The following is an 18,037-nucleotide window of genomic DNA, read 5'->3' as shown; positions in this document are numbered from 1 at the left end:
CGGCGAGCGAGCCGGGCGCACCAACCGCCGTGCACGGTCAGCGTATTGGAGAGGTGAACGATGGGGGTCCCTGGACCCTTCCCCGGCTCGGCGGGGAGGCCCGATGCCCCGGTGCTGGACCGGGAGGAGGCGGACCGTGTGCTGGCGCGGCTCGGCGCCGAGTACGAGGCGATCGAGAGTTCGCTGCTCGCGTTGCAGGACCACGCCGGCCGTCGGCTCCTGGAGGGCGCCGAACTGTCGGGCGTCACCAAGGAGCGCTGGGGTGAGACGGAGCGGTCCCTGACGGTGCTGTGGTCGCTGTTCGACGCCTATACGGAGGTGTTGACGGCGGCCCGGGAGGTGCGGGCGCGGCGGCGTTGGCCGTCCGCGGAGGATCTGGCGGAGCTGTCGGAGGTGCTGCACGGCGGTGTGGTGCCGGTGCCGGCCGGGGCGGGTGACGGGGGCGGCGACGGCGGGCCGGGCCCCGGGGTGCCCGCTGCTCGCGCGGAGTGGGGAGGAGCGGGCCGGCTCGGGCTGGAGGAGCTGGTCGGCCGGTTGACCGGGCTGTACGCGCGGTCGCTGGACGTCATCGTGGCGGCGGATGCGGTGTGGTCGGCGCTGCCGGCCCGGATAGACCTGTTGGCCGAGGAGCTGCGGCGGACGCGGTCGTTGGCGCATTCGGTGGGGGTGCGTCCGGGGGAGCATCCGGCGGGCGACGATCTGGAGCGGATCACGGACGAGTTGGCGCGGTTGCGGGCCCAGGTGATCGCGGATCCGTTGGCGTTCTGGGTGTCGTCGGGGGCGGGGAGTGCGGCGCCGGGTGGCGGCCGTCCGGACACCGTCCGGTACGACCGGGCGGCGCGGGCGTTGGAGGACATCCGGCGTGAGGTGGCGGCGGTGCTGGACGTGCGGCAGGACGCGGAGCGGCGGCTGATGCTGCTGCGCGACGTGTTGTCGCGGGCGGACCGTACGTTGACCGAGGCGCGGCAGGCGCGCGGTGAGGTGCTGGCGAAGATCGCCGCTTCGGAGGTGCCGGCGGTCAGCGGTCCGTCGACGGTGCTGCACGAGCAGTTGGTGGCGGCCGCGGAGTACCGCCGTCGGGCGCAGTGGCACCGGTTGTCGCCGCTGTTGGACAGTCTGGAGGACCGGGCCGAGGACGAACTGCAGCGGGCCCGGGAGTCGTTGACGGCGGTGACCGCGCCGCTGGCGGTGCGGGCCGAGTTGCGGGGCCGGCTGGACGCGTACCGGGCGCGGGTGACGCGGCACGGCTTGTCGGCGGATCCGCTGCTGGTGGAGCGGTACGACCTGGCGCGCCGGATGTTGTGGAGTGCGCCGTGCGATCTGCGGGCGGCGGAGCAGGCGGTGTGGCGCTATCAGGAGGCGGCGGCGGAGGCCATCGTTCCCGAGGCGCGGGACGGCAGGGGGGAGCCGTGACGGAGCGGCACGGGGGGCGGTGCCAGCGGCGGGAGTGCGCGGGGCACTACGAGGACGTCGGGGGCGGTGAACTGTACTGCGAGGTCTGCGGGCTGGCGCCGGTGGTGTCCGCCGAGGGGCTGCTGTCGGCGACCGCGACGGTGTTGACGCAGCGGGTGGACGTCGGGGGTGCGACGGTCGCCGCGCCGCCACCGTCCGGGGTCCGGGCGCGTGGGACGGCCGGGACGCACGTGCCGGGCCGGCCGGCGGGGGCCGGGAGCGGGTCGGGTGGGCGGACGCCGCCGGTGGTGCGCGGCACCGGGAGCGGCCGGCCGGGTTCGGGCTCGGGGGGTGGTTCCGGGGCGTCGCGCGGGCGGCTGGGTGCCGGGCTGGTGACGGTGCCGCAGGTGCCGCGGCGCGATCCGCGGGCGGCGGTGCTGGCGGATCCGGAGGTGCCGGAGCGGAAGCGGTTCTGTAGTCGCGGTGAGTGCGGGTCGCCGGTGGGGCGGGGTCGGGACGGCCGGCCGGGCGCGGCGGAGGGCTTCTGCACCAAGTGCGGTCATCCGTACAGTTTCGTACCCAAGTTGCGGTCCGGGGAGTTGGTGCACGACCAGTACGAGGTCGTGGGTTGTTTGGCGCACGGCGGGCTGGGCTGGATCTATCTGGCGCGGGACCGGGCGGTCGACGACCGGTGGGTGGTGCTCAAGGGCCTGTTGGACACCGGTGACGAGGAGGCGCTGGCGGCGGCGGTGTCCGAGCGGCGGTTCCTGGCGGCGATCGAGCACCCGAACATCGTGCGGATCTACAACTTCGTGGAGCACCTGGACCGTTCGACGGGCAGCCGGGACGGCTACATCGTCATGGAGTACGTCGGCGGCACGTCCTTGCAGGACCTCGCCAACGAGCGGCGCACGTCCCAGGGGCGGCGCGATCCGATGCCGGTGGAGCAGGCGTGCGCGTACGGCATCGAGGCGCTGGAGGCCCTCGGGCACCTGCACGGTCGGCAGTTGCTGTACTGCGATTTCAAGGTCGACAACGCCATTCAGCAGCACGACCGGCTGAAGCTGATCGACCTGGGTGCGGTGCGGCGGATGGACGACCACGAGAGTCCCCTCTACGGCACGATCGGCTATCAGGCGCCGGAGGTCGGCGAGGTGGGCCCGTCGATCGCCTCCGACCTGTACACCGTCGCCCGCACCCTCGCCGTCCTCACCTTCGACTTCCAGGGCTACACCAACGTCTTCGCGGACTCCCTGCCGGACCCGGACCACATCGAGGTGTTCCGCGCCTACGAGTCGTTCTACCGGCTGCTGGTGCGGGCCACCGATCCGGATCCGGGGCGCCGTTTCGGGTCGGCGGAGGAGATGGCCGAGCAGTTGACGGGCGTACTGCGGGAGGTGGTGGCGCTCCGGACGGGTGAGCCGCGGCCGGCGCTGTCGACCCTGTTCGGGCCCGAACTGCGGGTGGTGGGCACGGAGCTGCTGCCGCCGCCGGCCGGGGACGGTTCGCTGCTGGGTGCCCGCCGGAGGACCGGCCGGGGGCGGGCCGTGCGGGCGGCCGCGGAGGATCCGGGGCGGGCGGGCGGCGGGCCGCGGCCACGGCCCCTCGACGTGGCCGGGGCGGCGCTGGCGCTGCCGGTGCCGCGGGCCGATCCGGACGACCCCAATGCCGGGTTCCTGGCCGGTCTGCACGCCGCGACGCCGGCGGAGCTGCTGGCGGCCCTGCGGGCGGCGCCGACCGACTCGCCGGAGGTCCGGCTGCGGTCCCTGCGCGCCCAACTGGAGCTGGGCGCGGGCACGGCGGACCGGCCGTCCGACGGGCCGGATGCCGGTGAGCGGTGGGCCGGCGGCCCGTGGGACGCCGCCGGGAAGCCTGACGCGGACCGGGCCGGGGCGGGGTCTGGGGACTGGCGGGTGGTGTGGCACCGCGGGCTGGTGGCGCTGGCGACCGGCGACCGGGAGGGCGCCGCGCTGGCCTTCGACGCGGTCTACGACGCCTTTCCGGGTGAACCGGCGCCGAAGCTGGCGCTGGGCATCAGTGCCGAGCTGCTGGGGCAGTTGGACAATGCCGCGGAGTACTACCGCCTCGTATGGGCGACCGACCGCGGCTATGTGAGTGCCGCGTTCGGGCTGGCCCGGGTGCGGCTGGCGGCCGGTGACCGGACGGGTGCGGTGGCGGCGCTGGAGTCCGTCCCGGAGGCGTCCATCCACTACACGGCGGCCCGGATCGCGGCGGTCCGGGCCCGGCTGCGGCAGCGCTCGCCCCGGGAGCCGCTGCTGCCGGACCTGCGGGCCGCCGCCCAACAGGTCGAGGAGCTGGCCGACTTCGGTCTGGACGACCGGCGCCGGGAACTCCTCGCCACCGAAGTACTGGGCAGTGCCCTGGACTGGGTACTCTCCGGGAGCCACGGCGACGGGCCCGCGGCCGGCGCTCCGTATGACGGGGGGTCGGACGGCACGGCCGGGCCGGCGGCTGCGCACCAGCGGCCGACGCTGCTCGGCAACCCGTTGGACGAACGCGGGCTGCGGTTCGGGCTGGAGCGTTCGTACCGCCTGCTGGCGCGGCTCGCGCAGCGTGGCGAGGAAAGGATCGAACTGGTGGAACGGGCCAACCGCTTCCGCCCCAGGACATGGGTGTGACATGGGTGTGACTGGGCCGTCCCGGTGCCGGAGCTGCGGCGAGCCGCTCGATGCGGGGGACAACTACTGCGGGCGGTGCGGCGCCGATCCCCTGGCGTCGGGCGGGTACGGCGTGCCCGCGGGATACGGGGCACCGCCGGCGGCTACGTACGCGGCGGGGCCGGTGGCACCGGCGGGTCCGCCGCCGCCGGATCCCACGACCCGCCTCTCGTACGGGGATCACGGGGATGCCGCGGCGACGCCGGCCGGTGCCGACGGCCGGCCGGCCGACCCGCGGGTGGTCGGCTATGAGGCGGTCGCCGACGCCGCCGCCGGAGCCGGGGCGCGAGCCGAAGCGGACGTCCCGGCGGCGAGCCCGGACGAGGCCGGCGGCGGGGCCGAAGCGGAGCGCGCGACGGAGATCGGGGCGGGGATGGGGGCGGCTGGTTTGCCGGGGTTCGATGCGGTCGAGGGGGCGTCAAGCGGAGTGGCCGACGGCCCGGTTGCCGGGCCCGATTCCGAGCCCGCGGCGGCCGGAACCGGAACGGCGCCGGCGGCCCCGTCCGGGCCGGCCCGCGACCATCTGGAACGGGAGGTGGCGGGCGGCGCGGCGGTCAGTGACCGCGGCCACCGGCACCACCGCAACGAGGACTTCTTCGCCCTCGCCGACACCGCACTGCCGGACGGCTCACCCGCGGTGATCGCGGTGGTCTGCGACGGGGTCTCCTCGGCGACCCGGCCGGACGACGCGTCCAAGGCCGCCGCCGAGCGGGCCGCCGGGGCGCTGCGGATGGCGCTGCCGCGCGGTACGCACCCGCAGCAGGCCCTGCACGACGCGGTGATGGCGGCCTCGGCGGCGGTCGACGAGCTGGCCGTCGACCCCTCGATAGCGCACGACGAGTACCGCCAGCAGAACGCCCCGGCCTGCACGTTCGTCGGGGCGGTGGTCGGCGGCGGCCTCCTGACCATCGGCTGGGTCGGCGACAGCCGGGCGTACTGGATCCCCGACGACCGCACCGCGCCGCCGGTCCGGCTCACCGAGGACGACTCCTGGGCCGCCCAGATGGTCGCCAACAACCTGATGACGGAGGCCGAGGCCAACGCCGACGAGCGGGCGCACGCCATCACCGGCTGGCTGGGCGCGGACGCGTACGAGGTCGAGCCGCACATCGCGGCGTTCCGGCCGGACGGGCCGGGAAGCGTCGTGGTGTGCACGGACGGGCTGTGGAACTACGCCGAGGCGGCCCAGGCGCTGGCCACGGTGCTGCCCCTGGACGCGCCGCTCCGGCCGCTGAACGCGGCCCGGGTGCTGGTCGACCACGCCCTGGACGGCGGCGGGCACGACAACGTAACGGTCGCGGTGGTGCCGTTCCCGGCGCCCGCGGGCGGGGCAGGATCGGCCTGAGCACCTCGGAACCGCACGCGCCGGACCCGGCCCCCACCCACCGGGCCGTCCGCCCGCCGGTGGACCGGCCGGCCGGCGGCGGCCGCAAGGAGCGGACGTAACCCATGGCCAACTTCGCCAAGTCGCGGGTGCCGCGCTTCACCGTCGAGGTGCACCACAACCCCTACCTCCCCCAGGGCGGGCGGGCCCTGCACGCCGTGGTCACGGTCACCGCGACCGGAGGCGGCTCGACCGGCGGACGGCCGGTGCCCGGGCCGCGGTCGGACGCGCCGGCGCCGGCGGCGGCCGACCGCACCCCCGGGACCTCTGGGAGCTCTGGGGCCCTCGGCCCGGAGGCCGGGGTCGTGCTGCGGGTGCGGACCCCGCTGGGCGCCGAGATCGGTTTCCTGCGGCAAGTGGCGCCCACCGCCGAAGACCTGACCGACCGGCGAAGAGCGTCGGGGCCGCGCTCGGGCGACTACCCGACCGGCCCCTGGGGCGACGAGTCCCGCGACTACCACCTCTTCCTCCGCGTCCCCGACCCCGGACTCGGCCGGGAGATGCTCGCCGCCCGGATCTCGGTGCTGCTGCCCGCACCGGACGGCGCCACGCCCCGCGTCGTGGCGCAGGCCCTGGTCCGGGCCGCATGGACGGACGATCCGGTCGCCGTGGTACGGATCGATGCACAAGTCGCGTACCACACAGGACGGTCCGAACTGGCGCAAGCCATCCAGCGGGGACTGGATGCGGCCAAGTGGGGAGATGCCGGCCGCGCCGTGGTGGAACTGCGTCGCGCGGCGTCGCTCGCCGGCGCCCCGGGGAACGGGGACACTGCGAAACTCCTTGCGAAGGTGGTGGGCGACGTCGATCCCGCGACCGGTACTGTGCGACAGGCGGTGAAGGCGGCCGAGGCCGAACGGGAGAGCTCCCGGACGGCTCCCGGCCCCCACTCTTCGCCCGAAGAAACCGCAATGAACGAGCACGATCAGCTCTGATCGGCACTACCCGGAAGAAACGGTACGGAGGGGGAAGAACCGACATGCCGACCTGCCCGAGCGGCCACCAGTCGGTGGCCGAAGACTGGTGCGAGGTGTGCGGCCAGCGCATGGCGGGTGCCGTCCCCCCGCCACCCTCTCTGCCCGCTGGATTCCTGACCACGCCGCCGCCCGCCGAGCCGACCGGCCCCGCGGGCCCGCCGCCCGGCCAGCCCGGACCGCCGCCGCCCGGCCACGCCGGTCCCCCGCCGGCGGGTCAGCCCGGCCCGCCGCCGGGCATGCCCGGACCCGGCCCGGTCGGCCAGCCCGGCCCGCCGCCCGGTCTGGGCGGTCCCGGCGCGCCCGGACCCGGCCCCGAGGCCCAGGGCGGTTACGGCTTCCCGCCGCCGCAGCCCGGACCCGGCCCGCAGGCCCCGTTCGAACAGCAGGCCCCGTTCGAACAGCAACAGCCGCCGCAGCAGCCACACCAGCCGGGCCCGCCGCCCGGTATGCCCGGCCCCGGCGGCCAACCGCCGCAGGGCGGCTACGGCTTCCCGCCCCCGGCACCCGGCCCGGGTGGCCCCGGCACGCCGCCGCACGGCGCGCCGGCCCCCGCGCCCGCGCCCGGCCCCGAGCAGTCCACGGAGTTCTGCCCGCAGTGCCGTACGCCGCGCGAGGGCATGACGCCGTTCTGCGCCGAGTGCCAGTACAACTTCCTCACCAACTCGCCGGCGTCGTTCGCGCCGCCGCCCGGTATGCCCGGCCCCGGCGGCCAACCGCCGCAGGGCGGCTACGGCTTCCCGCCGCCGGCACCCGGTCCCGGTGGTCCGGGCGGCCCCGGTGCCCCGATGCCCGGCCCCGGTCCGCAGGGCGGCCAGGGCGGTTACGGCTTCCCGCCGCCGCAGGCCCCGTTCGAGCAGCAAGCCCCGTTCGAGCAGCAGCCGCCGCAGCACCAGCCGCAGCAGCCGGGCCCGCCGCCCGGCATGCCCGGCCCCGGCGGCTTCCCGGGTCAGCCCGGACCGCCCCCCGGTATGCCGCCGGGTATGCCCCCCGGCATGCCCGGCCCCGGCCCGGCCGGTCAGCCCGGTCCGCCGCCGGCCCCGCAACAGGGCGGTGACGACTGGCCGCTGAGCCCGCCGCACCAGCAGCACCCGGGGAACGCCGCCCCACCGATGGCACCGCCGCACCCCGGACCCGGCCCGCAGGCCCCGTTCGAGCAGCAGCCGCCGGCCCCGTTCCCGCCGCAGCAGGGCTTCGGACAGCCGGCCCCGTACGAGCAGCCGCAGCAGGGCTTCGAGCAGCCGCAACCGGGACCTGACAACCAGTGGCCCGGTGGCCCCGGCCAGGCTCCGGCGGCGCCGCCGCAGGGTCCGCCGCCGGTGGTCGGCGACGGCTGGGTGGTGGCCATCGCGCCGGACCGCGAGTACTTCATGGCGATGATGGGCCGCAGCGGCCCGGAGGCGGCGGGGCTCAACCTGCCCTCGTACTCCCCCGAGCAGGTGCTGCCGCTCGCCAACGGCCAGATCTCGGTGGGCCGGCGCCGCAACAGCACCGGCGAGTCCCCGGACGTCGACCTGGGCCGGACCCCGGAGGACCCGGGCGTCTCACACCAGCACGCACTGCTCGTCCAGCAGCAGGACGGCAGCTGGGCCGTGGTGGACCAGAACTCCACCAACGGCACCACGGTCAACCTCGCCGAGGAGCCGATCCAGCCGTACGTCCCGGTGCCGCTGCACGAGGGCGACCGGGTGCACGTCGGCGCCTGGACGACGCTGACCGTCCGCCGCGGCTGACCACGGCAGCACCAGCGCACACCCCAACTCCGGGGCGTGATCAGACGATCACGCCCCGGAGTTGCGTCCGGCATCGACCGTCCTAAGTCCGGAGTCCTCGGTCGGGGCGTCTGCCACCATGGACCGGTGAACAACATTCCGCACGGCACGCTTCAGGAGCAGACCTTCTACGAGCAGGTCGGTGGCGAGGACACCTTCCGCCGCCTGGTGCGCCGCTTCTACGAGGGGGTTGCCGAGGACCCGCTGCTGCGGCCGATGTACCCGGAAGAGGACCTGGGACCGGCCGAGGAGCGCCTCGTCCTCTTCCTCATGCAGTACTGGGGCGGCCCCCGCACCTACAGCGAGAACCGCGGCCACCCCCGGCTGCGGATGCGGCACGCCCCGTTCACCGTCGACCGGGCCGCGCACGACGCCTGGCTGCGGCACATGCGGGACGCCGTGGACTCCCTCGGGCTCGCCGAGGAACACCGGGCGCAGCTGTGGGACTACCTCGCGTACGCGGCCGCATCGATGGTCAACACCGCGGACTGAGAGAACGGTCACACCGACCGGAACCCTCGCTCCCCCGTCACGATCCGGTCAAGACCACCCACGAACCCTGACCCGGCGCCGCCGCCCTCTGAAAACATCCACGACATCCGATCACTCCTTCGGATACGCCATGTGTTCGGGGCCTTCGGGGCCTTCGGGGTTTTCCGGGCTTTCGGGGTTTTCGGGTGCTGGGAGCCACCGGCACACCCCGGCCGGCGGCCTGCGCCGCACCGGGGGGATTCGTGTCTGGCTTCATCGTGCTGCGGGTCCGCGCGCACCGCGTGCTGCTGGCCGCCGCCCTGCTCACGGTGGTGCTGACCGCCACCGTCCTGGCCACCCTCGCCGCCTTCTCCGACGCGGCCGGCGACGCCGGACTGCGGCAGGCCCTACGGGCCCGTCCCCGAGTCCTCACCTCTGTTCAGGCAGGGGAGACCCCCACCGCGGCCGCCGCCGCCCTCCAGATCAGGGCCCAACTCCCCTCCTCCGGACGGCAGTCTGCCGACCAGGCGGTGGAGCGGGGCGCCCGGCGGGCCTTCGACGGACTGCCGTTCACCGTCCGCACGCTGACCCGCTCCGGGCCGTACGCGCTGCCGCGCACCTTCCGGCCGCCGACCGGGGACACGACGGGCGGTGAGGAGCCCGACCTCACCCACCTCGCGGCCCTCGACCGCAGCCGCCTCGACTACCGCCGCAACGTCGTCGGCTTCGTCTGGCAACAGACCGCCCGCAACCTGCTCCCCTACCTCACCGCCAACTTCGCCGCGTTCCGCACCGCCAACGAGGAACTGGGCACCACGATCGTGATCGTCACCCACGACCAGAAGGTGGCCGACGAAGTCCGCCGCACGGTCGCCATCCGCGACGGACGCACCTCCTCAGAAGTCCTGCGCCGCATGGAAATCGACGCCACGACCGGTCAGGAATCCGTAGTGGCCCGCGAATACGCCACCCTCGACCGCGCCGGCCGCCTCCAACTCCCCGCCGACTGCACCGCCCCCCTGGGCATGCAGGACCGCGTCCTCCTCCAACGGGAACCCGACCACATCGGCGTCTGGCCCGACGCCCCACCGCCCCCACCCGCCTCCAGCCCGTCCGACGATTGAGGACGGACCTCCGCCCGGCCCAACGCCTCAGGTCCCCAACCCGACCGGCGTTCCCCAACCCGACCGACGTCCCCCAACCCGTCCGGCATTCCCCCAACCCGACCGGCGTCCCCCAGCCCGACCGGCGTCCCCCAGCCCGACCGGCGTCCCCCCAACCCGACCGGCATTCCCCCAGCCCGTCCGGCGTTTGAGGACGAGCCCGCAGGGCGACAACGAGCCCGCAGGGCGAGGCCCCACGCAGACGGCCGGGACCCCTGCAACGCAAAAAGATCCCGTGGCCTGGAACTCGGGGCCCGGGGCTCACCCCCGGTTTCGGGAAGGGGCGGGACCGGGGCACACCCCACGAACGACCACAGCCCGCACCCGGGCGCCCACTTCAACCCGCACCCCACCGGCCCCGGACACTCACCACCAAGGCGCCAAGCGCCAAGGCACCGCCCACCACACCCTGCGCAGCCCTCGAAAACCCGGGCCCGCCAGGGCCCCGTCAAACCGGCGTAACCGTGAGCCCCGACAGCCCGGCCAACCCCGCCGGCCCACCCGCCCGCACGGCAATCGACCCGTACGGCGTGCTCAGCCGCAGCCACCCCCCGGCAGCCAACAGCGCCAGCGTCGGCACCGACGCCTCCGCACCCGCCACACCGGCCGGGCCGGACACCGCACCGCCCGCGGCACCCGCACGGGAGGCCGCACCCGCACGGGAGGCCGCGCCCGCGCTCCCGGAGGCCGCCATCGCCCCGGCCCGCGCCCGACGCAGGAACCCGAGCGCCTGCGCGGCATGCACCGCCCGCAACGGCAGCTCCGTATCGCCCAGCGTCCGCGACCAGATCTCCCGCCCGATCCGGTCCCGCTCGTTCCGGTTGCGCCGCTGTGGCGGCAACGCCTCGTCCCGGGCGCGGAATTCGGCGACCGCGGCGGACACCGCACGCAGCAACGCCTCCGGAGCCGGCAGCCCGGGCACCCGCGTCCAGCCGCCCCGCGGCGGCAGCACCCCGGCCCACGGCGGGCCGGTGACCGGGGCGGGCACGGTGACGCTGCCCGCCGCCTCCGAGATGCCTTCGAGGAGTTCCCCCGCGGAAACCGTCACGTCCAGACCGGGACCACCGTCCCGGCCCCCGCCGGCCCCCTCCGTAACGCCGTCGGCCGCCAGCCGCGCCGTCCGGATCGCCAACACCTCGAACGACGGCGGGCGGCCGAAGACGGCCAGCACCCCGTTACCGGCCTGGAGCCGCACCGCCGCCCCGCGGTCGTAGTGGATCAGCCGGGCGAGGAAGGCGGCGAGATCCCCCGCCTCCCCGGCGTCGGCCAACCGCAGCACCGTCATACGGCGACGGCCCCTTCCTGATGCGCGGCGTCGTCCAGGTAGTCCTTGAGGATCGCCTTCTCCTCCGCCGTGAGGCGGCGCGGCCGCCCCGCGGCGAAGTCGAACGGCACGACCACGGTCCGGGCCCGCAGGTAGACCGTGTCCTCGTCCTTGACCTCGTACCCCACCGTCATCGACGCGGCGCTGATCTTCGTCACCCACAGCTCGACGGTCACCGGCTCGGGCCGGTGGACCAGCTGCCGCACGTAGTCGATCTCGTGCCGGGCGACGACCGAGCCGCCCTCGAACGAGGGGCTGCCGTCCCCCGGCGCCAGCCGGCGCATGAAGTCGATCCGCGCCTCTTCGAGGTAGCGGACGAACACCGCGTTGTTGACATGGCCGAACGCGTCCATGTCCGACCAGCGCAGGGGGCAGGAGTAGAGGTGTCGCACGACGGTCAGCCCCGGGTCAGCTTCTTGTACGTCGCACGGTGCGGACGGGCCGCATCGGCGCCGAGCCGCTCGATCTTGTTCTTCTCGTACGACTCGAAGTTGCCCTCGAACCAGAACCACTTGGAGTTGCCCTCGTACGCCAGGATGTGCGTGGCGACGCGGTCCAGGAACCAGCGGTCGTGGGAGACGACCACGGCGCAGCCGGGGAATTCCAGCAGCGCGTTCTCCAGGGAGGACAGCGTCTCGACGTCGAGGTCGTTGGTCGGCTCGTCGAGGAGCAGGAGGTTGCCGCCCTGCTTGAGGGTGAGCGCCAGGTTGAGGCGGTTGCGCTCACCACCGGAGAGCACGCCGGCCGGCTTCTGCTGGTCCGGGCCCTTGAAGCCGAACGCGGAGACGTAGGCCCGCGAGGGCATCTCGACATGGCCGACGTTGATGTAGTCGAGCTCGTCGGAGACCACGGCCCACAGGGTCTTCTTGGGGTCGATGTTCTCGCGGCTCTGGTCGACGTAGGAGATCTTGACGGTCTCGCCGACCTTGATGTCGCCGGCGTCCGGGGTCTCCAGGCCCTGGATCATCTTGAACAGCGTGGTCTTGCCGGCGCCGTTCGGGCCGATGATGCCGACGATGCCGTTACGCGGCAGCGTGAAGCTGAGGTCGTCGATGAGGACCTTCTCACCGAACGCCTTGTTGAGGCTGTCGACCTCGACGACGACGCTGCCCAGACGCGGGCCCGGCGGGATCTGGATCTCCTCGAAGTCCAGCTTCCGCATCCGGTCGGCCTCGGCGGCCATCTCCTCGTAACGCGCCAGTCGGGCCTTGGACTTGGCCTGCCGCCCCTTGGCGTTGGAGCGGACCCACTCCAGCTCTTCCTTCAGGCGCTTGGCGCGCTTGGCGTCCTTCTGACCCTCGACCTTCAGGCGGGTCTGCTTGGTCTCCAGGTACTTGGAGTAGTTGCCCTCGTAGCCGTGGAGGCGGCCGCGGTCGACCTCGCAGATCCAGCCGGCGACGTTGTCGAGGAAGTACCGGTCGTGGGTGACGGCGACGACGGTGCCGGGGTACTTCGCCAGGTGCTGCTCCAGCCACTGCACCGACTCGGCGTCGAGGTGGTTGGTGGGCTCGTCGAGGAGGAGCAGGTCGGGGGCCTCCAGCAGCAGCTTGCACAGCGCGACGCGGCGGCGCTCACCACCGGAGAGGTTGGTGACCTGCCAGTCGCCGGGCGGGCAGCCGAGGGCGTCCATGGCCTGTTCCAGCTGGGTGTCGAGGTCCCAGGCGTTCGCGTGGTCCAGGTCCTCCTGGAGCTTGCCCATCTCCTCCATCAGCGCGTCGGAGTAGTCGGTCGCCATCAGCTCGGCGACCTCGTTGAAGCGCTTGAGCTTGTCCATGGTCTCGCGGGCGCCGTCCTGGACGTTCTCCAGGACCGTCTTGGACTCGTCGAGCGGCGGCTCCTGAAGGAGCATGCCGACCGTGTAGCCGGGAGAGAGGAAGGCGTCACCGTTCGACGGCTGCTCAAGACCGGCCATGATCTTCAGCACCGTGGACTTACCGGCGCCGTTGGGACCCACGACACCGATCTTCGCGCCCGGCAGGAAGCTCAGCGTCACGTCATCGAGGATGACCTTGTCGCCGTGCGCCTTGCGCGCCTTGCGCATCGTGTAGATGTACTCAGCCAAGAGAAACCGTCCGCCAGTTTGGATCTATCAGGTGGTCTGGGTGGCTCCGCCGCGTGGGCCGTGGTGCGGCGTGGCCGCGCGAGGGCAGATACACCCCATCTTGCCGTACGTCCATCCCCGGACGGAAACGGGTACCGAGGGACGGACGGCAAAGGCCCCGGAGCGGACACTTCGCTCCGGGGCCTTTGCGGTACGCGCCCGGTGATCACCGGCTCACGGTGCGCCGACGGCTCGCTCACCGGTGGTCACGAGTTCTGTTGTGACAGTGACGACTGACCGTCTCGCTTACGCGGACTGTCCGGTCTTCTTCTTACGCAGGAAGAACACCGCTCCGCCGCCGACCACTACGAGGGCGACCGCGATGCCCGCGATCACCGGGGTGGCGCTGCTGGAACCGGTCTCGGCCAGGTCGGTGCCGTGACCGCCGGTGGTGCTACCACCCGTGGTGCCGCCGGCCGTGGCCGGGCTGGGGTGCGAGGAGGGCTGACCGGCGGTCTTGCAGTCCAGGACGCCGGAGAAGGTCTTCTTGAAGCCGCCCGCGCCGGTGATCGTGATCTGGTACGGCTGGTCCTCGCCGACCGGAACGGTCACGGTCTTGGCCGTGCCCGGCGCGACCTCGTAGTCCTTGCCGGACAGCTGGAAGCGGAACGCCTCATCGCCCTTGTTGGTCGCGGTGACGTCCACGCCGCCCTTGGAGCAGTTCTTCTCCGCGGTGATCGCGGGGATCGCACCCTGCTTCTTCCAGGAGACCGTGGCGGCCGCGGAGACCGTGGACTCGCTGGAGCCAGCCAGGATCTGGGTCTGGCTCTTGGCGTGCTCACCGATGCCGGTGAAGGCCCGACCGACCGGGACCTTGGTCGCGGCCTGCGCGGTCAGCGAGGTGTTGCCGTCGGCGGCCCCCTTGGGGACGTCGAAGAACAGCTGGGTGCCGTCGGCGGCGCTGGTGACCGGCTTGCCGTCCTTGCCCACGATCTTCACGCCGGCGGGCACGCCCGCCGCCGGGGAGATGGTGACGCTGTCGGCGTTGGTGTGCACGGTGACCGGGCCGATCTTGCTGCCGGACTTGCCCGAGACCGCCGGCGGGTCCAGGGTCAGCGACGCCTTGGGCTCGGAGACGCTCTGCGCGTTCTTCTCCAGGAAGTCGGCGAGCTTCTCGGCGGCTGGGTCGACCGCGTCCACCTTGACGTGGTCGGAGAAGCGCCAGATCGCGACCTGGGTGCCGGCCGCGGCGGTCTTCTCGGACAGCTGCCCGGCGCCGGCCTTGGCGGAGAGCGCCGCCAGGTCGTTCACCTGCGGGTAGGAGTTCTGCAGGATCCAGCGGATCTTGCCGGCGTCCGGGTTGTTGTGCAGCGACGAGGCGCTCCAGGGCACTTCCTGGTAGCGGGCCTGCTGCTGCGTCGGGTTGTGGATGTCGATGCAGTACGTCTGCAGCGTGCCGCCGTTGTCGACCGACATCTCGAAGAGGCCGGCGCCGACGCGCTGGTCCCCTCCGTTTCCGTGCACCACGGCCTGATCGAAGGTCTTCAGGCCGCCGAGCGTCGCGGTGGCGCCCCCGTGCGACGCGGCCGGGTCGTCCGCCGCGGCGGTCCCCGCGGTGGCTATCGTGCCCGCCGCGATCAGGCCCGAGGCCACGACCGCGGCGGCAAGGCGGGCTGCGCCCCGCCCCTTCATCGAAAGCATGATTTCCCCTCTGGGCAAGGCGGTCGGCTGGGGAGTCGCCTCACCGGAAAGATCCCAAGAACTCAGCGGCCGAACTGGTCAGCCTGGTCAGCCCCCGTGAGTACTCGTCGGATCTTATGGAGCGGGCGCATCAGGGTCCCCGGTAATAGCGTCCTATAAGCGATCCGAATCGCAATCGTTACCGAATACGCGCACCCTGACCTGGCATTATCGACAAATCCCCGTACCTTTTCAGGGCACAGATACCTTCTGGGGCGAATTGCCAGACGGGCCTGCACGCCCCACCGGAGCGGCCGCCCGGCGGTTCGCCGGCGCCCCCATTACCACAGTCGTACTCGATTCAACTTTCTCCAACGGTGCGCCATCCGGATCCCGTTGCGTTTCCTCCGCTGCTTTCCGCGCCCTTACCACCCGGCGGAATGCGGATGTCCCGCGTGCGAGATCGTGCCCGATCGCCAGGGCGTCGACCTCTGCCGCGAACCAGCGCTGGCCCCCCTTCTCCGGCGGCTGTTCGCCCTCCCGAACCCGCAACCGCCCCTGTACGACGAGCGGTTCACCAACCGCCACCGACGCGGCGACATTGTCCGCGAGCGCCCGCCAGGACCGGACGGTATAGAAACTCGTCTCCCCGTCGGCCCAGCATTCCCGGGCCTTGTCCCACCGCCGCGAGGTCGCCGCCATCCGGAACCGTGCCACCGACACCCCCGCCGCGGTCTCCCGGTACTCCACCGCCGTGGCCACGTTCCCCACCAGCGTCACCATCGTGTCGTTCATAGAAGACTCCCCCGTCCCCTTCTTTATGACGTCTGTTCAGCAGTACGTCGATTCCGTTCAGTACGTCTCTTCCGCGCGCCCCACGAGTACGCGTCTTCAGTACGTCTCTTGAGCGCGCCTCTTCGGTACGTCTCTTCGGTGCGGCTCTTCGTCGTGTCTTCTTTGCTGTGCCTTCGGCGGCCCGTGCCTTCGGTGCATGTCTTCGGTGGCCGGCCGTCCCGCGTGCGCTTCGCTGATTCCATGCTGCACGGATTCGGCGCGGGCCGTGGCGGCCTGTGGACAACGGAGCCTGTGGACAACTCCGTCACCCGGCAGGGACGGCGGTACCCCGTCCGCCGCCCCGCCACGGGGCGCCTCTCGCCTCATACGCCCGATGCCACCGCGTACCGCTCCCGCACCTCGCGGTACCGCAGCAATTCGGCGGCCACCGGCTCCAGTACCCGTGCCCGACCGCACCCGGCCGCCGCGCCCCGCAGCCGCCGCTCGGCCTCCTGCCCGTACCGCCGGGCCGGTCCACGGGCCGCCACCCCGCACAGCCAGGTCAGGGACGGTCCACCCACCGACCCCACGACCGCGGGCAGCAGCCCGGACAGCCACTCCGACGCGTCCACCACACCCGTCACGGCGCCCAACAGCCACAGCGCACCGACCACTTGCAGCACGAACAGCAATCCCTGCAACGAGGCCGCCACCGTCCACCACCGCGGCTTCACGTCCGGCCCCTGCCGCAACGCCTCCTCGCCCTCGGCCGCCACCGCGTCCAGCACCTCCGGCAGCCCCTCGGCCCCCCGCGCCGCCGCCTCCCGTACCGCCTGCGCCCAGGGCACCGGCAGCCCCAGCGCGGCCTCGCCCGCCACGGTCCGGACCGCCTGCTCCACCACCGGCCGTGCCGCCGCCCGCCCGTCCTCGCCCCGTGCGACACCGGCCGAAGCGGAGCGTACGGGGACGGCGCCAGCGGTTGCGGAGGCGCCGCGCACGGCCTCCTCACCCCCGGAACCGGGCCTTCTCGCCCCCGTGCGTCCCGCCCCGGTACGCGGTGCGCCGATCCGGACTGCGCCCGTGCCGTCGCCGGCCCCGGCCGCCGTCGCCGCGCCCCGCCGGCGCGCTCCCCGGCCCTTGCCCCGGACCCGCAGCCGCGACCACGGCGAGCCGCAGGCCCGTTCCGCATGCCGCAGCCAGTCCCGTTCCGCCGCCCGCCCGGTGGCCACCGCCCCGACCGCCTCGGCGAGCCGGTCGTCGAACTCCTCCCGGGCCCCTTCGGTCAGTCCCACCCGGCTCTCCGCGACATACGCCGTCCGCAGGCGTTCCGCCGCGGTGTCCACATCCGCCGTCAGCCTGCGGTCCGCCGCGCCCCGTTCCGCGACGAACTGGCCCAGTGCCTCCCGCAGTTCCGCCACGCCCTCGCCGGTCGCCGCGGAGAGCGCCAGGACCGCCGCACCCGGCTCCCCGTGCTCGCCCAGCGCCAGCCCGTCCTCGTCCAGCAGCCGGCGCAGATCGTCCACCACCTGGTCGGCGGCGTCGCCGGGCAGTCGGTCTACCTGGTTGAGCACCACGAAGGTGACCTCGGCGTAGCCCGCCAACGGCCGCAAATACCGCTCGTGGAGCACCGCGTCCGCGTACTTCTCCGGGTCCACCACCCAGATCACCGCGTCCACCAACTCCAGCATCCGGTCGACCTGTTCGCGGTTGGCGGTGGCCGAGGAGTCATGGTCGGGAAGGTCGAGCAGGACCAATCCGGCCAGTTCGGGACTGCCCTGCGCGGGGGTGTACCGGCGGTGCACCGGCACCCCGAGCCGGCGCAGCAGCCCCTCCGCGCCCGGCCGGCCACCCGACCAAACGCAGGCCACCGGCTCGCCGGTCGTCGGCCGACGCGCCGCGACCTCCGAACGCGGCGCCCCCGCCAACGCGTTGAACAGCGAGGACTTCCCGCTCCCGGTCGCTCCCGCCAGGGCGACGACGGTGTGCTCACCGGACAGCCGGTACCGCTCGTCGGCCGCCTCCAGCACCCGTCCGGCCTCGTCCAGCACCATCCCGTCCAGCCGGCTCCGGGACAGTGCGATCAGCTCCCGCAGCGCCTCCAGCCGGGGCCGCAGCCCCTCCTCGGCGGCCCGCCGTGCGCCGCCGGGCACCCACTTGTAGCCGGGCCCGCAGTCCCCGACCTCCTCACCGCGCACGCTGCCCGACCCCTCCCCCGCAAGCGCTCCCGCTCCTCTCCCCCTGCTCTGGCGCCGCCCACGGAACGCCTCGTCCACACCGCAAGCCCCATCCATCCGATCCGTCCCATCAGCCTCGTCTGCCTCGGACGCCGGCGGAACATCCGCCCCGGCGCCAGGTCCCACGGCCCGCCCACCGTGCCTCGACTC

General features: G+C 73.6%; 13 protein-coding genes. 7 read left to right on the top strand and 6 right to left on the bottom strand.

Going from position 1 to position 18,037, the window contains the following annotated elements:
* Positions 1-60: 60 nt before the first annotated feature.
* The 7 genes from ACO0M4_RS24795 (at position 61) to ACO0M4_RS24765 (ending at position 9,795) form a co-directional block, all read left to right on the top strand.
* Complete coding sequence (locus ACO0M4_RS24795; RefSeq protein WP_430373122.1) at positions 61-1,413, top strand: hypothetical protein; 1,353 nt, start codon at positions 61-63, stop codon at positions 1,411-1,413.
* Positions 1,410-4,031, top strand: a complete 2,622-nt coding sequence (locus ACO0M4_RS24790; RefSeq protein WP_430373121.1) for a tetratricopeptide repeat protein — start codon at positions 1,410-1,412, stop codon at positions 4,029-4,031. Before ACO0M4_RS24795 ends, ACO0M4_RS24790 begins: the two co-directional genes overlap by 4 nt.
* A gap of 1 nt (position 4,032) precedes the next feature.
* Positions 4,033-5,415: a protein phosphatase 2C domain-containing protein gene (locus ACO0M4_RS24785; protein WP_430373120.1), complete on the top strand. Its 1,383-nt coding sequence runs from the start codon at positions 4,033-4,035 to the stop codon at positions 5,413-5,415.
* 104 nt (positions 5,416-5,519) lie between these two features.
* Positions 5,520-6,389, top strand: coding sequence for a hypothetical protein (locus ACO0M4_RS24780; RefSeq protein ID WP_430373119.1), 870 nt, complete (start codon positions 5,520-5,522; stop codon positions 6,387-6,389).
* 44 nt (positions 6,390-6,433) lie between these two features.
* The gene (locus ACO0M4_RS24775) at positions 6,434-8,161 is read left to right on the top strand and encodes an FHA domain-containing protein (protein WP_430373118.1); all 1,728 of its coding nucleotides are present in this window, start codon (positions 6,434-6,436) and stop codon (positions 8,159-8,161) included.
* A gap of 126 nt (positions 8,162-8,287) precedes the next feature.
* Positions 8,288-8,692 (top strand): globin, encoded by a 405-nt coding sequence (locus ACO0M4_RS24770; protein ID WP_430373117.1) that lies wholly within the window; start codon positions 8,288-8,290, stop codon positions 8,690-8,692.
* 242 nt (positions 8,693-8,934) lie between these two features.
* On the top strand, positions 8,935-9,795 hold the full coding sequence (locus tag ACO0M4_RS24765) for a hypothetical protein (protein WP_430373116.1): 861 nt from the start codon (positions 8,935-8,937) through the stop codon (positions 9,793-9,795).
* Positions 9,796-10,282: 487 nt separating this feature from the next.
* Here ACO0M4_RS24765 and ACO0M4_RS24760 read toward each other — a convergent pair whose 3' ends face one another.
* From ACO0M4_RS24760 to ACO0M4_RS24735, 6 genes are all read right to left on the bottom strand, one after another.
* Positions 10,283-11,119 carry a hypothetical protein gene (locus ACO0M4_RS24760; RefSeq protein WP_430373115.1) on the bottom strand — a complete coding sequence of 279 codons (837 nt, stop codon included), beginning with the start codon at positions 11,117-11,119 and terminating at the stop codon, positions 10,283-10,285.
* Entirely contained in the window at positions 11,116-11,550 is a 435-nt protein-coding gene (locus ACO0M4_RS24755; protein ID WP_430373114.1) for an acyl-CoA thioesterase, read from the bottom strand. The genes ACO0M4_RS24760 and ACO0M4_RS24755 overlap by 4 nt, the downstream gene beginning before the upstream one ends.
* 5 nt (positions 11,551-11,555) lie before the next feature.
* The gene (gene ettA / locus ACO0M4_RS24750) at positions 11,556-13,220 is read right to left on the bottom strand and encodes an energy-dependent translational throttle protein EttA (protein ID WP_430373113.1); all 1,665 of its coding nucleotides are present in this window, start codon (positions 13,218-13,220) and stop codon (positions 11,556-11,558) included.
* Positions 13,221-13,505: 285 nt separating this feature from the next.
* A complete protein-coding gene (locus ACO0M4_RS24745) occupies positions 13,506-14,891 on the bottom strand; it encodes an LAETG motif-containing sortase-dependent surface protein (protein WP_430373925.1) in 1,386 nt (461 codons plus the stop codon).
* 240 nt (positions 14,892-15,131) lie between these two features.
* Positions 15,132-15,674 (bottom strand): single-stranded DNA-binding protein, encoded by a 543-nt coding sequence (locus ACO0M4_RS24740; protein ID WP_430373112.1) that lies wholly within the window; start codon positions 15,672-15,674, stop codon positions 15,132-15,134.
* 362 nt (positions 15,675-16,036) lie between these two features.
* Positions 16,037-17,944: a GTPase gene (locus tag ACO0M4_RS24735; protein ID WP_430373111.1), complete on the bottom strand. Its 1,908-nt coding sequence runs from the start codon at positions 17,942-17,944 to the stop codon at positions 16,037-16,039.
* Positions 17,945-18,037: the final 93 nt, after the last annotated feature.

The organism is Streptomyces sp. RGM 3693 (genome assembly GCF_050471125.1).
Taxonomy (GTDB): domain Bacteria; phylum Actinomycetota; class Actinomycetes; order Streptomycetales; family Streptomycetaceae; genus Streptomyces.
The sequence above is the reverse complement of the archived record's forward strand: the minus strand, read 5'-3'. Positions and strand labels throughout refer to the sequence as shown.

Excerpts from the sequence above, each read along its gene's own strand:
- ACO0M4_RS24795 (WP_430373122.1), top strand. The coding sequence starts at position 61 with ATGGGGGTCCCTGGACCCTTCCCCGGCTCGGCGGGGAGGCCCGATGCC.
- ACO0M4_RS24785 (WP_430373120.1), top strand. The coding sequence starts at position 4,033 with ATGGGTGTGACTGGGCCGTCCCGGTGCCGGAGCTGCGGCGAGCCGCTC.
- ACO0M4_RS24780 (WP_430373119.1), top strand. The coding sequence starts at position 5,520 with ATGGCCAACTTCGCCAAGTCGCGGGTGCCGCGCTTCACCGTCGAGGTG.
- ACO0M4_RS24775 (WP_430373118.1), top strand. The coding sequence starts at position 6,434 with ATGCCGACCTGCCCGAGCGGCCACCAGTCGGTGGCCGAAGACTGGTGC.
- ACO0M4_RS24760 (WP_430373115.1), bottom strand. The coding sequence starts at position 11,119 with ATGACGGTGCTGCGGTTGGCCGACGCCGGGGAGGCGGGGGATCTCGCC.
- ACO0M4_RS24745 (WP_430373925.1), bottom strand. The coding sequence starts at position 14,891 with ATGAAGGGGCGGGGCGCAGCCCGCCTTGCCGCCGCGGTCGTGGCCTCG.
- ACO0M4_RS24740 (WP_430373112.1), bottom strand. The coding sequence starts at position 15,674 with ATGAACGACACGATGGTGACGCTGGTGGGGAACGTGGCCACGGCGGTG.
- ACO0M4_RS24735 (WP_430373111.1), bottom strand. The coding sequence starts at position 17,944 with ATGGATGGGGCTTGCGGTGTGGACGAGGCGTTCCGTGGGCGGCGCCAG.